The organism is Psychrobacter sp. UBA6739, from assembly GCF_002453835.1.
GTDB lineage: Bacteria > Pseudomonadota > Gammaproteobacteria > Pseudomonadales > Moraxellaceae > Psychrobacter > Psychrobacter immobilis_A.
Genome location: NZ_DKHR01000042.1, coordinates 1 through 14,116 on the forward strand (window position 1 = coordinate 1; position 14,116 = coordinate 14,116).

Here is a 14,116-nt window from a genome sequence, read left to right on the forward strand (position 1 = left end):
GCTGACCAATGGCACATCACCATAAAGAATCAGACTTTGCCCTTCTTTTGGTAAATCAGACAGCGTCACTTTGACCGCATGTCCTGTTCCTAACTGCTCAGTTTGGGCGACCCAAGTAATCGAAGCATGCGCATACTGCTCAGTTATCTCGGACTGGACTTGTTCACCACCAAAACCATGAACGATAATGGTCTCGTCAACCGTCAGCTGATGGCAAGTATCTAATACATGGCTCAATAACGACTTACCAGCCAATGTCTGTAGCACTTTTGGCTTAGCCGACTGCATACGCGTGCCTTTGCCAGCAGCGAGGATGATTACCGAGAGAGGAGTTGTCATAATAGCCTACAAATGTAACAAAATATAATTTCAAATTATAACGCAAACCGTCATTTAACTAAAACGCTATGTCGTGACATCTTTGTAACTTACGTTGCTTGTCATGGGCTTACCATTTACTGGTGGCTTGCTGATAAATTGGCTATCGTCACAAACGCATTACTAAAAAAGTGGACGAGTCAAAAAAACGATGGACTATAAACGACAATCGGTTATGAAAGACCGTCGCTTATATAAAAGCGAGGCTAATTTAACAATTAAAGGATGGTGGTATAAATAATGATCCAAACGGCTGCTGCCATGATACCTGCGATGATGTCATCAAGCATGATACCTAGGCCGCCCGCGACTTTTTTATCTGCCCAGCCAATCGGTGGTGGCTTAATAATGTCAAAAAAGCGGAACAATATAAAGGCGATAATAATGGCAACAATAGAAGAGGTTTGGGCGATATTTTGCCAAAAATTGCCGTCAGCGATACCCATATAAGATAGCGGCAGTAGGGTAAGCCACATGCCTGCCCATTCATCCCAGACGATATGCGGGTTATCATGACCACCCATTAGCTCTGAGGTACGACCGCATATCCAACTACCAATCACACAAGAGAGAATGGTAATAATCAAAAATGGCACGAATCCTAAGCTTAGCAATGGTATCGCGACGATTAAGCCACCAACCGTGCCCCAAGTACCGGGTGCACGGCGAGGCAGACCACTACCCAAACCTAATCCAAGCCAATAAACTACGCGGTCAAGCATATTGGCATTGGCGGGTAGCGGCGGGCAATCATTGGCTTTGCGGATATCAGGCTTAGATAGGTTGTGATCAATCATGGGTTAACCTGCAAAATGTTGGTAACCCGTCAGATTGGGCCAAGTAGTAAAGGGGGCGGGATGGGTAGGTGTGATTGGCTGTCCTTGATAAAAAAGCTCTGGTCGTAAATTTTTGGTAGCATCTGGCTCGTTTACGGTTATGACTTCGCCGATACAGGTAACAGGCGTGTTGCTACTGTCATTAACAGGTGGTTCAATATGAGCAGGCAAAGTAAAAGCCAATTCATAATCATCACCGCCAGTCAGCTGGCACAACAAGCGCTCGGTCAACTCAGCGTTTGCCAATGCGTTGCTAGTAGGTAGCTGATCAAGATGAATGCGCATACTAACGCTGCTTTGTTGGCAGATATGTCCAATGTCTTGATACAGACCATCAGAGATATCTATCATCGCAGTCGCACCAAGTTTTGCCAATGCTGCACCCAGTGCAATACGTGGCGTTGGCATATGTAGACGATGCGCAAGCTCAATACCGACAGCAGTATCAGGATGCTGTAGCGCATAAGCGGCATCGCCAAGCGACCCTGAGACATAGATTTTATCGCCAACTTGCGCGCCTGAACGGTAGACGGCTGGCGTCTCTTTGGTGAGTAACCCTTGTGCGCTGACACTCAGAACTAAATTGTCGCTGCGCGTGGTATCACCACCAATAAGCGTCACCCCAAATAGCTGGCAAGCATGAAATAAGCCTTTAGCAAATTCACTTAACCAGTGCTCATTTGCCAAGCGCTCAGGCAAAGCTAACGCCAGTAGAATACTATGCGGAGTTGCACCCATAGCGGCAATATCTGAGACGTTCACTGCCACGGATTTATAACCGATGGTAAATGCCAGCTTATTTACTTGCTCCCAGTCAGCGCTAAAATGTCGACCTTGAACCAGCGTATCAATACAGCTGACCAAGCGCGCGCCTGCAGGCAAGCTCATCACCGCGGCATCATCACCAATGCCTTTTTCAACACTGCCTTTGTCGACAATGCTAGACAATGACTGCGCAGCTTGCATTTGGGAGAATATACGCTCAATCAGCTCAAACTCATTCATAATTAGTCTTTGCTGTCTGCATCAGTGCGGTCTGTTTCAATCGCTTTTTTGCTCGCTTTAAAGTCACTAATATTGGCAGTAGCTTTACTAGCACTATTGCGTTTGACGGTAGCATTATTGGCACTAATACGAGGCTTGTTTGAAGCGGTTGATTTTTCTTCAATGGCAGCTGTATCAGCACTATCTTCTATATCGGCGTTATCGTCAGCATTGCTATCCGCTTTTATTATAGGTTTAGCAGCCGCTTTTTGTGAGGTGCGTAAATTGGCTTTGCTATCTGCTTCTACTTCAATAGCACGTAGCTCTACAGCCATTTTATCAAGGACGGCATTAATCAATTTATGCGCGTCAGTAGCGCCAAAGTGATTATTCAGCTTCATCGCTTCGTCAAGTACCACTTTATAAGGAATTTCTAAGCGGTTTTGTAGCTCGTAAGCACCAATCAATAAAATGGCGTGTTCAACGGTGTCCAATTTATCGATTTCACGGTCAAGATGCTGAGAGATAAGGATATCTAGCGCCTCGATCTGCTCTGGGATGTCACGCATCATTTCATGATAATAGCCAATATGTACGGTATGCATGGCATTGGTCGCGCGGGTACGAGCAGCGATATCGTGTGGGGCATTGTCTTTCCAGCCAAGCTTACCATCGATATCGAAGCGGCGGTCAGTGACGAGCCATTCGTATAGACCTTGCATCGCAAAGCGTCGCGCTTTACGGATAGCGGTGTGACTGGTCTTGTAAGAAGACTCACTCATATCGAAGATTTGATCACCCGCACTGCTGCTCGCGATGCGCGTGGCTTCAGCTTGTTTATCATTGGTTTGGGCGGTTTTCGCAGCGCTGATAGCGCGCTTGAGTTGGTCAGTCATAGGGGGTCTATACCTAGTTGCTAAGATAAAAAGTTTTTAAGATAAAAGTTTTAAAATAAAATGTTAAATAGTAGTTAGCTGGCAGGCTTTGCCAGTCGAGTTTTGTAGTGTACTTGGTGACAGTCTTTGTAACACTGACGCTGTGGTCTCGATAAAAACGAAAGCTCATAAGAACCACAGCGCTCATTAAATAACAAACAGCCTATCAAATGACGGCTTGATTAAGCATCTTCACTGTCATCTTCAATATCTAATTGTGATAGTACCGCAAGCATTTCTAGTACAACCATTGCCGCTTCTGAGCCTTTGTTACCCGCTTTAGTACCCGCACGCTCAATCGCTTGCTCAATGCTGTCAGTCGTCAGTACGCCATTGGCAACTGGGATATTGTAGTCCATAGCTACCGCGCTTAAGCCTTTTGCAGATTCGCTTGCAACGAAATCAAAATGCGGCGTGCTACCACGGATAATCGCACCTAAAGCAACGATGGCGTCAAAGCGATCAGACTCAGCGGCACGTTGGGCAACCAATGGCAATTCAAAAGCACCAGGTACACGGATTACGGTGATGTTGCTACCCAATACACCGTGACGTAGTAGCGCATCAATTGCGCCATCTACCAATGATTCAACCACAAAACCATTAAAACGACCGACGACGATACCAATACGAACGTCTTTGTTTTGATGTAAATTACCATCGATATGAGTCACGTCATTGCGCTGCTGTTGTAGATTTGACATAAAAAATCCTTTGCCGAATGGGCTTTTAATTAAAATGTAGGCATAAATAATGCGCTAAATATATCGCTAGGTTCAAATGGCTTATTATCCGTTAGATAATCAGTTAAATGAACGAAAATAAGTGGTTAGCGCTATGATAACATTTTTTTCTGTTTTATTTGTACTTTACGAGCGTACTATAGACGCATTTGTATGCCTTGCGCTGCCATATAAGCTTTGGCTTCTTGAACCGTATACTCACCAAAATGGAAGATGCTGGCAGCAAGGACGGCATCGACGCCGCCTTCCAGCACCCCTTCGGCTAAATGTTGCAAATTGCCGACGCCGCCTGAAGCAATAACAGGCACATTGACGCGGTTAGTGATTTGCTTCATTAATGCCAGATCATAGCCTTTTTTGGTGCCATCACCATCCATCGAGGTGACCAGTAATTCACCAGCGCCAAGCTCAGCCATTTTGCTCGCCCAAGCCACCGCATCAATCCCCGTTGGTTTACGACCACCGTGGGTAAAGATCTCCCAACGCGGCATGATGATGCCATGAACATCAATGTCTGCAACGCGTTTGGCATCGATAGCCACGACGATACATTGATTACCAAATTTCTGCGCCGCTTCGCCAACGAACTCAGGCGTAAATACCGCCGCAGAATTGATAGCTACTTTATCCGCACCTGCATTGAGTAAGTTACGGATATCAGCGATTTTACGCACACCGCCGCCGACAGTTAATGGCACAAATACCGTTTCCGCCATACGCTCGACCGTATGGTAGGTGGTATCGCGCTCGTCATTGGTCGCAGTAATGTCCAAAAAAGTAATTTCGTCAGCGCCTTGTTCGTTGTAGCGTTTCGCTACTTCGACAGGATCGCCTGCGTCTTTAATATCGACAAATTGTACGCCTTTGACCACACGACCATTATCAACGTCCAAACAAGGAATGATACGCTTTGCTAACATAGGGACTTTCGCCTTATAATCAATTCATTCTATAAGCGCTAGTCTAGCAAAATCACCGCCATCTCAGGCAGGTTTTCGCAAGATTATTATGCTTTTAACCAAAGTTTGCTCATGCACGGTACAATCACTGTCATTACCGTCGATATTTATCCTATTTACCTTCTTTTAATTGCCATAAGTGAGATGTCATGTCCGTCTATACCCAGTTAACCGATGACCAGTTTGCCGATTTTTGCCACCGTTTTGGCGTGTCTTTTGCGCGTGCCATTCCGATTACCCAAGGTATCAAAAACTCTAACTGGTTTATTCAGACGACTGACGATGTAGATGGCGCACACTCTTATGTATTTACCTTATTTGAAGAGCGTCCACCAGAAGACATCGAAAAGATGGCGGTCATCTTAAATCAACTGGACGGTAAGTTACCGGTCGCTGCGCCGTTATCATTGCTTGATTTAGGCGCTGATAGCGCAGAAAAAGGCTATGTCATACGCTATGACAATAAAGCAATTACCTTAGTGCCATGCCTAGCAGGCTCGCATCCACAGCAGACGACGCAAGCGATGTGTCATGAAATTGGTGCTGCTTTAGCGATGCTGCATGAGACATTGCAAGCACTACAACCTGCGGAAGAATATGGCGTGCCTTTATATCTATGGAGTGATGTGCGCGACCGTGAAAGGCAGTTTATGCCAGCTGACGAAGCCAAATTGATGAGTGATATTTGGCAGTCTTATACCGATTTGCCGCTTGCCACTTTGCCAAAAGGCTTATGTCATTTAGATATGTTTGCTGATAATACTTTATGGGACTTATCGTTGAATAATAGCCAAAAAGGCGCAGCGCGTTTAACAGGATTGCTAGACTTTACCGAAGTTAGCGTCGAACATTATGTGATGGATATTGCCATTACGATTAATGATTTTTGTACCACGTGGGGCGATGCTGAGCAAGGTGAGTCGGTGAATTTTGACCGCAGTAAAATGGCGGCTTTCTTACAAGGCTATGAGTCGAAACGCATGCTCGGTGAAGATGAAAAACGTGCCTTACCAGTGATGCTCGCAAAAGCGGCGGTGATTTTTTGGCTATTGCGTTTAAACGTTATTCACTATAACCGTACCGAAGGTCGTACGGGCGATAACATCATGGTCAAAAATCCTGACCTGATGAAACGCCTTGCTGCTTATCATTGGTCACATGTAGAAAAAGCGCAAAGTACCGTGTTTGTACTAGAGCATGCGCGTTATAAAGAAGATGATAAAAATAACGATGTCGAAGATTTTAAGATAATCGGTGTGTTTGCGACTGAGCAACAAGCACAAGCTGCTATTGAGCAATTAAAATCACAATCTGGCTTTAAAGATTATCCAAACGGTTTCCATATTGATGCTTATCCGTTAAATCAAATTAATTGGTCACAAGGTTTCGGTTGCTAATAGAATGATCGCAACGAGTTATATTTATAAATATCTAAAAGGAATTTATCATGACCGATCAAGTTGATAACTGGCACAAACTGGCACGCTACGACACCAATATGCAAGGTGAACTGCATGCCAATCTGCTTCGTAACAATGGTATTACGGTGTCTCTGCAACCGCTGAGCGCAATGCCGGGTATGAATTCTGGGATTGTGCTGTGGGTACAGGATATTGATTTAGCGCACGCCAAACGCATTTTGGCGAATATTGACACTGATGGGGCAACGCCTTATGAGGTGTTTGATGAAACGTCAGCCGCCAAAATTAACCCTACCTTAAATCCTGCACAAGACGACAATAACGGCGGTGAAGTATAAATGTGTCAACTCCTAGGAATGAACTGTAATACCCCAACCGATATTGGTTTTAGCTTTGCAGGGTTTCGTCGCCGCGGTGGCATGACCGATAGCCACGAAGACGGCTTTGGCATTGCATTTTTTGAGCGTAGTGAGTGCACTAATAGTGACAAACCAGAGAATGCTTCAACTGGTTTGCGTTTGTTCCACGATAATAAACCAAGCCATTTATCGCCCGTGGCTGATTTGGTTAATAACTATCCAATCAAAGCCATGAATGTTATCGCTCATATTCGTAAAGCGACCCAAGGGCAAAATTGCTTGGCGAATACCCATCCTTTTGTCCGCGAAGTCTGGGGTGAGCAGTGGGTGTTTGCGCATAACGGTCAGATGAATAGCGAATTTATCAAACGCTGTCAGCGCTTGCAAGACAACGGCAACGCCTCACATTGCCAGCCAGTCGGTAATACCGATTCTGAGATGGCTTTTTGCTACCTTGTTAATCGTTTAAAAAGTAGCTTTAAAACTCGCCCTGATGACCAAACGCTGTTTAACTTTTTGACCACTCAATGTCGTTATTTATCCGCCAATGGGTTGTTTAATTGCTTGATATCAAATGGTAGCTGGCAATTGGCTTATGCGGGGAGTTTATTGTTTTATCTCACGCGTCAAGCACCATTTGGCGAGGCGAAATTGGCAGATGATGATTTAGCGATTAACTTTGGTGATGTCACTACAGACACGGATAAAGTTACCATCTTAGTCACTGTTCCGCTCACTGAAAATGAAAAATGGCAACAGTTAGCCGTCAATGAATGTCTGATATTTCAAGATGGTGATGTTATTTATAAAGACAGCCCAAGTCAGCGGAAGTTTTTGACGATTGAGGAAGGGATTGCGGTAGCGCGGTCGGTTGGGGCGAGTGTTTAGGGTCGAGCAATATTTAATATTGACTAAATATCAGTTAGATATAAGCGCCGCAACACCGCTTAAACTTCTCACCTGAACCACAAATACACGGCTGCTTTTGCGTCACAGACATTGAAACAGTCGGATCTAAAAAGTACCAACGCGCCTCATTATTGATTTTGTCTGTCACCTTCACAAAGGCAGACAATTCATGATGCGCCTGCACTTTCTCTTCTAAAGTACTTGCATTATTAGTTGGCTTGAAATAAGCCTTAAACTCAACTTGCGCATGGCGTTTGCCTAGCTTTGGCGTGTGCGCTACGATTTCTAATCCTGCCCAATTCGTCTCTTTTGCCCACGATTCAATCGCCTTGATATCTAGCAAGTCTTGCTGCGCGGTTAGAGTGGTCTTGACGATATAGTCTGTCTTAATCAACACAAAGGCACTATAGCGCGTACGCATGAGACGTTCGGCTGTCTCCGCTTTTATACCCTCTGCTTTGTCAACCTCACCATTATAAACAGCATCATTATAAACAGCCTCATGATAAGGCTGACAGCAATCTTTATAAAGTAGTGGTGAGCTGATAGCGCTTGATGATGGATGAATTTGGCAAGGGCAAACGTGTAGATTAGATTGCATGTTTTATTCTCATTTTCGTTTGGGTTTTACTGCTTTACCGTATCTTTATCGCAGCATGCTTTTTATCAGTTCTGGCAATATGCCAACTTTTAGCTGTGCCCATGGTGCTGGGTCACGCAGCTGCTGCCAAAATGCATCAAACGGTGGGACAAAATAAACCAACATGGCGAGCAGTGTATATAGCAATAAATACCACCACTTATCTTTAGGCTGATAAAACTTCATCGCTGTACCTGATGAGCGCTTCATTTTCATATTGGATAAATTAACACTATATAGCTCGTCCAATGTTAAATGCACTAGTGCGCCACCGAATAAAAATAAACCGTAAAACCAGCTTGCCGTTAATGGGAGGTGCAAGACGTAGTAGCTTAAATAAGTCAGCCCCAAACCCAAAATTGCCATATAAGGTACAGAGTGAATGATACCGCGATGCACGGTCATGTTGGTAAAAATAGAGAAAACCACATAACGCATAAAGCCGTAGCCTGCTAGCCATAATGCAATCAGGGCGAGCAAACTCAGTTCACTGCGCCAATGCATGACCAAACCAAAGGCAAAAATAAATGAGGTGATATTGAAACCAAGTTTAATCGGTGTGGAGTTATCAGAATCCAAATCAGGCAGCAGCCCACCGATGGTGCCGAGCGCCACGCAAACTAAAAACCCCGAGTCATCAATCAATCCCGCTTTATAAACCGTCAAACTGAGCGTACCACTGACCATGAATGCAACATTCAGGTGGGTGTTAAAATTTGCCATAAAAACTCATCAATAAGTAGCGCGCGAAACGATTGTTTCGAGGCGTTTGCCTAGCGGTAAAAAAGCGCACCATAATAGCATAGCGCAGCCAAACGTCTAACGGATAAGGCTCGTATGCTGCGACTGGTTTACCCACTACCTTTGATTCTAATATTTCTTTGGGAAATATATTGATATTTAATAATAGAACGTTAAACCCTTGTTACGTTTACGATTATGCCACGATTTGACAACGTCTAGACGTTAACAAAGCGCCGCCGTTTTGTTATGGTAAAAGAGCGTTATTGTTAAGTGCTAAAGAGTCGCTTAGCTATTTTGTTAACTCAACTTTATATTGTATTGTGTCAAATAATAACGATTTTGAATACAACTCGTACAATCATCTATCTAGCCACCAATCCTCAGCATAAACCTATAACCGTTTGGGCTTAGGATCTATAACAACGATAAGGAAGCTATCATGAGTGATATTTTTAATGTAAAAGACACCATTACGGTCGATGGCAAGGAACATGCCTATTACAGTTTGCCAAAGCTGACCGAAACTTTTGAGCACATCAGCAAATTGCCATTTTGTATGAAAATCGTCTTAGAAAACCTATTACGTAATGAAGATGATGGTCAATCTGTCGGCAAAAACCATATCGAAGCCGTCGCCAACTGGGACGCTGGCGCAGAAGCGTCAAAAGAGATCGCCTTTATGCCAGCCCGTGTAGTCTTGCAGGATTTCACTGGTGTGCCGTCAGTGGTCGATTTGGCAGCCATGCGTGATGCCGTGGTTGAGCTTGGCGGTAAAGCTGAGCAAATTAACCCATTTATCCCGAGTGAATTGGTTGTCGATCACTCTGTACAAGTCGATGCTTATGGCCGAGAAGATGCACTAGACTTGAACGAAAAAATTGAATTTAAACGTAACAATGAGCGTTACGAGTTCTTGCATTGGGGTCGTAATGCGTTTAAAAACTTTGTGGTCGTACCACCAGCGACGGGTATTGTGCATCAAGTTAACCTTGAATACTTAGCTCGTGTTGTAATGGCTGCTGATGTCAATGTTGATGGTAAAAGTGAGCTGACGGCTTATCCTGATACGGTATTTGGTACGGACAGCCATACGACGATGATTAACGGTATTGGCGTGCTTGGTTGGGGTGTCGGCGGTATTGAAGCGGAAGCAGCAATGCTCGGTCAACCGTCATCGATGCTGATTCCACAAGTGGTCGGCTTTGAGCTAAAAGGTAAATTGACCGAAGGCGTTACTGCGACGGATTTGGTATTGCGTGTGGTTGAAATGCTACGTGCGCATGGTGTGGTTGGTAAATTCGTTGAATTTTATGGCGAAGGTTTACATAGTATGCCGCTTGCTGATAGGGCAACAATTGCCAATATGTCGCCAGAATATGGGGCAACCTGTGGTATTTTCCCGATTGACCAAATGGCGATTGATTATCTGCGTCTATCAGGTCGTGAAGAAAGTCAGATTGAATTGGTCGAAAAGTATGCCAAGGCGCAAGGCTTATGGCACGATGCCGATACGCCAGCAGCGACTTATTCAAGTAAATTAGAGCTAGATTTATCATCAGTACAGCCTGCACTTGCCGGTCCGAACTTGCCACAGCAGCGTATCAATCTATCTGATATGCACGAAAAATTTGGCGAAACTTTAGAAAAAATGACCAAAGACCGCAAGTCAGAAGTCGAAGGCAAGGTACGCTTTGATGAAGAAGGCGGCGAGCAAGAGCAAGCGGATAGACTCTATGCTAAGCCTAATGTTTTCTCTGACGTCAATATCGATGATAAGAGCCATAAATTGCGTGATGGTTCTGTCGTTATCGCAGCGATTACCTCATGTACCAATACCTCAAACCCTGCGGTGATGATTGGCGCGGGCTTGGTGGCGAAAAAAGCCGCTGCAAAAGGTCTAAAAGCCAAGCCTTGGGTCAAAACCTCATTGGCACCCGGTTCGAAAGTCGTCACCGATTATCTTGAAAAATCTAAGCTAATGGACGAGCTTGAAAAAACAGGCTTCTATTTAGTGGGTTATGGTTGTACCACGTGTATCGGTAACTCAGGACCGCTTTTAGAATCGATTGAAAAAGGCATTGAAGAAAAAGATTTGGTCGCCGCTGCTGTATTATCGGGTAACCGTAACTTTGAAGGTCGTATTCACTCACATGTGAAAGCGAGCTATTTGGCGTCACCACCATTGGTGGTCGCTTATGCGCTGGCAGGTACAGTTGACATCGACTTGACCACCCAACCGCTAGGACAAGATCAAGATGGCAAAGATGTATTCCTAAAAGACATCTGGCCAACGTCAGAAGAAATTAACGAGCTGATAGCTAATAATATCGATGCGGATATGTTCCGTAAAAACTACGGCGAAGTATTTGACGGTAGTGCTGCATGGAACGCCATTAGCTCAGCCGATAGCCAGCTGTATCCGTGGAGCGAAGAATCGACTTATATCAAAAACCCGCCGTTCTTTGATGGTATGACCATGGAGCCAGAAGGTATTCCTGATATCGAAGGCGCACGCATCTTAGGTCTATTCGGTGACTCAATCACCACTGACCATATCTCGCCAGCGGGTAATATCGATCCAGATTCGCCAGCAGGTAAGTACTTGCAAGAGCGCGGTGTGATGCAAGCCGACTTCAATAGCTATGGCTCACGCCGTGGTAATGATGCGGTCATGACGCGCGGTACCTTTGCCAATATCCGTATCAAAAATACCATGATGGCTGGCAAAGAGGGCGGCTATACTTATTACTTCAAAGGCGATAGCGCCACGCTTCAAGACGGCGAAGAAATGGCCATCTATGATGCGGCTATGAAGTACAAAGAAGACAAGCGTCCGCTCGTGGTACTTGGCGGCGCAGAATATGGTTCTGGCTCTAGCCGTGACTGGGCAGCGAAGGGTACGATTTTGCTTGGCGTAAAAGCAGTATTGACCAGCTCGTTTGAGCGTATTCACCGCTCAAACCTCGTCGGTATGGGTGTGTTGCCATTGACCTTTAAAAACGGTGAAAATGCAGAAACTTATAATCTAGACGGCTCTGAAGTACTTAGTATTACAGGTCTAGATAATGGCGAGAGCAATACCGCCAAAGTTACGGCTACACGTGCCGATGGTTCGTCTGAGAGCTTTGATGTCAATGTTATGCTACAGACGCCAAAAGAGCGCGAATACGTGCGTCATGGTGGCGTGTTGCACTATGTACTACGTCAATTGGCTGCTGAGAGCAAAGACGCAGGTTAGTGGTTAATTAAGCTTAATATGATAAAAAGCCCATTCCCAGTCGAACTAGGGGATTGGGTTTTTTTATTATCTGGGAAAAAGGAAACACGTATCTGCAAATCTATTCCAATGAATTATCTAAAGTTTTCATTCCAGCTCTCCTTAAATATTTTATTTAAGAATGCTTCTTTATTGATACTGCCGTCATTGTTTAAGCAGGTCTTATCAACAAAAAGATAATTAGTCCAGCTGATATCAGGAGACAGTTCATTGATTTCATTTACGATATCAACTTCACTAATTTCAGAGAAATCTCTAATAACAAGTTTTTGTGCTAGCTCTAAAATGCGACTTTTTGTTTTATACTCATGAGAATTTGGATACTCAGAAATTTTATCAAAAAATTTCTCATAATTGATACTTAAGTCTTCGTTTACATATTCATCACTCCAGAATATATAGTCACTCCAAAATGGGTCAGGAGACAGTTTGTCTAGTTCACGCTTTATTGCTACCTGCCTTGACTCTGAGCATGGAGTATTAATTAACTCTTCAAGTAATAAAGTAATTTTTTGCTTAGTATCATCGTTCATTATTATTTCCTCTGCTATTTATTCCAATGGTTTCAACTCTTCTCAGTCAACAGCCTAATTCCCAAGCCAATAAATACCACACCACTTATCTTGTTTAAAATGGCTTCGATAGAGGGCTTTTTTCTCAGGTTTTCACTGAATTTTGACGCCAATAATGCTAAGCATAAGCACCATATAAAGCCAGTGACAGCAAAGGTCAGTCCTAAAATGACGAACGACACCATGCTATAAGCATAACTGGCATCGATAAACTGAGGGAAGAACGCCAAAAAGAATAATGCAACTTTTGGATTAAAGGTATTGGTGAGCACGCCTTGCTTATATATTTGCCAGTGATCTAAAGGCTGAACGGGCTTTGGCTTCTCGTCATCCTGCAAACTCGCGGCTATCAAAGGCTGTTGTTGACTTATGAGCATTTTGACGCCTAGATAGCACAAATAGCTGGCACCAATATATTTTACGAGCATAAATGCCGTAGGGGAGTTAGCCAGCAACACGGACAATCCTAGCGAAGCCAGTAGCGTATGCACCAAAATGCCTGAAGTAATACCCAACACAGAATAAAACCCTGCCGTTTGCCCCTGCGAAATACTACGGGTAATGATGTACATGCTGTCCGTGCCTGGGGTCAGGTTTAACAAAATAGCTGCCATGATAAACCCTAGATAGTTCTCAATCCCGAACATGGTTAAAACGTCCTTGTGTTAAGCCTAAAAATTTGTACGTTATAAAGTATTTATACATTCTATAAAATCCTTATAGGATTGATGGTAGCGAGGATCTTACGGGTTGGCAATAGAATAAATCATTCAATAAATACTGATATTAAAAACTATTCAGCATGGTTATGGCTTCAGTCTTTATCGAAATCAATAAAACGTAAATATCTTATAAAATCGCAGATACCGCAATGTGAACTCTGATAAGATATCAGAGATTAATAAGACATTTGTTGATAATGAGGATTTGAGATGAAACGTTTGGCTTATACCATTGCTGTATCTGTTTTGGCCACGACTGTTGGGATAAATGCCGCGCATGCCGAGAGAGTTTGCAAAGTAACAGATCCGACGGGTACTCCATTAAATATTCGTGATGAACCTAATGGCAAGGTTATTAATCAGCTGCGTAATGATCGCGAGGTGTATGTCACAGATACCACTTACGATAATAAAAACCGTCCGTGGGTATATTTAGAAGGCTATTACAAGGGCGAATACAGGCATTGGGGCTGGGCGATTAGAGAGTTTGTCTCTTGTTATGATCGTTGATATATTAATTTCAGCTTATCCAAACCATAATGAACTGGATATAACAAAACCAATAGACATAAAAAAGCCCAGTCACCGTATGATGACTGGGCTTTTTTATTGTTCGCTTATTAGTCTAACCTGATGC

At 43.9% G+C, this 14,116-nt stretch carries 15 protein-coding genes; 5 read left to right on the top strand and 10 right to left on the bottom strand.

Annotated features, from left to right (window positions below):
- From B2575_RS09510 to hisF, 6 genes are all read right to left on the bottom strand, one after another.
- The coding region (locus tag B2575_RS09510; protein WP_296241599.1) for an NTP transferase domain-containing protein at nucleotides 1–339 on the bottom strand (339 nt) is incomplete at its 3' end.
- A 257-nt stretch (nucleotides 340–596) separates the two neighbouring features.
- The gene (locus tag B2575_RS09515; RefSeq protein WP_087813675.1) at nucleotides 597–1,175 is read right to left on the bottom strand and encodes a phosphatidylglycerophosphatase A family protein; all 579 of its coding nucleotides are present in this window, start codon (nucleotides 1,173–1,175) and stop codon (nucleotides 597–599) included.
- Between the two features lie 3 nt (nucleotides 1,176–1,178).
- Entirely contained in the window at nucleotides 1,179–2,219 is a 1,041-nt protein-coding gene (gene thiL, locus B2575_RS09520; RefSeq protein WP_296241600.1) for a thiamine-phosphate kinase, read from the bottom strand.
- Between the two features lie 2 nt (nucleotides 2,220–2,221).
- Nucleotides 2,222–3,094 carry a transcription antitermination factor NusB gene (nusB, locus tag B2575_RS09525; RefSeq protein WP_296241602.1) on the bottom strand — a complete coding sequence of 291 codons (873 nt, stop codon included), beginning with the start codon at nucleotides 3,092–3,094 and terminating at the stop codon, nucleotides 2,222–2,224.
- A gap of 221 nt (nucleotides 3,095–3,315) precedes the next feature.
- On the bottom strand, nucleotides 3,316–3,837 hold the full coding sequence (gene ribE / locus B2575_RS09530) for a 6,7-dimethyl-8-ribityllumazine synthase (protein ID WP_045445783.1): 522 nt from the start codon (nucleotides 3,835–3,837) through the stop codon (nucleotides 3,316–3,318).
- 176 nt (nucleotides 3,838–4,013) lie between these two features.
- On the bottom strand, nucleotides 4,014–4,796 hold the full coding sequence (gene hisF, locus B2575_RS09535) for an imidazole glycerol phosphate synthase subunit HisF (RefSeq protein ID WP_296241605.1): 783 nt from the start codon (nucleotides 4,794–4,796) through the stop codon (nucleotides 4,014–4,016).
- Between the two features lie 188 nt (nucleotides 4,797–4,984).
- Here hisF and B2575_RS09540 point away from each other — a divergent pair, with 188 nt between their 5' ends.
- From B2575_RS09540 to B2575_RS09550, 3 genes are read left to right on the top strand one after another with little or no spacing between them, the layout of a single operon-like run.
- Nucleotides 4,985–6,232 carry a homoserine kinase gene (locus B2575_RS09540; RefSeq protein ID WP_296241607.1) on the top strand — a complete coding sequence of 416 codons (1,248 nt, stop codon included), beginning with the start codon at nucleotides 4,985–4,987 and terminating at the stop codon, nucleotides 6,230–6,232.
- 50 nt (nucleotides 6,233–6,282) lie between these two features.
- Complete coding sequence (locus B2575_RS09545) at nucleotides 6,283–6,594, top strand: hypothetical protein (RefSeq protein ID WP_055125389.1); 312 nt, start codon at nucleotides 6,283–6,285, stop codon at nucleotides 6,592–6,594.
- A complete protein-coding gene (locus B2575_RS09550; RefSeq protein WP_296241611.1) occupies nucleotides 6,595–7,503 on the top strand; it encodes a class II glutamine amidotransferase in 909 nt (302 codons plus the stop codon).
- 34 nt (nucleotides 7,504–7,537) lie between these two features.
- On the opposite strand, the gene B2575_RS09555 is transcribed toward B2575_RS09550, so the two are convergent.
- Both B2575_RS09555 and B2575_RS09560 read right to left on the bottom strand, forming a co-directional pair.
- Nucleotides 7,538–8,125, bottom strand: coding sequence for a YchJ family protein (locus B2575_RS09555; RefSeq protein ID WP_296241613.1), 588 nt, complete (start codon nucleotides 8,123–8,125; stop codon nucleotides 7,538–7,540).
- A gap of 45 nt (nucleotides 8,126–8,170) precedes the next feature.
- The gene (locus B2575_RS09560) at nucleotides 8,171–8,887 is read right to left on the bottom strand and encodes a metal-dependent hydrolase (protein WP_296241615.1); all 717 of its coding nucleotides are present in this window, start codon (nucleotides 8,885–8,887) and stop codon (nucleotides 8,171–8,173) included.
- 460 nt (nucleotides 8,888–9,347) lie between these two features.
- Between B2575_RS09560 and acnA the strand changes: the two genes are divergently transcribed.
- Nucleotides 9,348–12,146 (top strand): aconitate hydratase AcnA, encoded by a 2,799-nt coding sequence (gene acnA, locus B2575_RS09565; protein ID WP_296241617.1) that lies wholly within the window; start codon nucleotides 9,348–9,350, stop codon nucleotides 12,144–12,146.
- Between the two features lie 113 nt (nucleotides 12,147–12,259).
- On the opposite strand, the gene B2575_RS09570 is transcribed toward acnA, so the two are convergent.
- Together B2575_RS09570 and B2575_RS09575 are read right to left on the bottom strand one after the other, a co-directional pair.
- Entirely contained in the window at nucleotides 12,260–12,718 is a 459-nt protein-coding gene (locus tag B2575_RS09570) for a hypothetical protein (protein WP_045452356.1), read from the bottom strand.
- Nucleotides 12,719–12,750: 32 nt separating this feature from the next.
- Complete coding sequence (locus B2575_RS09575; RefSeq protein WP_201605841.1) at nucleotides 12,751–13,404, bottom strand: LysE family translocator; 654 nt, start codon at nucleotides 13,402–13,404, stop codon at nucleotides 12,751–12,753.
- A 285-nt stretch (nucleotides 13,405–13,689) separates the two neighbouring features.
- Between B2575_RS09575 and B2575_RS09580 the strand changes: the two genes are divergently transcribed.
- The gene (locus B2575_RS09580) at nucleotides 13,690–13,989 is read left to right on the top strand and encodes a hypothetical protein (protein ID WP_201605842.1); all 300 of its coding nucleotides are present in this window, start codon (nucleotides 13,690–13,692) and stop codon (nucleotides 13,987–13,989) included.
- The last annotated feature ends 127 nt before the right edge of the window (nucleotides 13,990–14,116 follow it).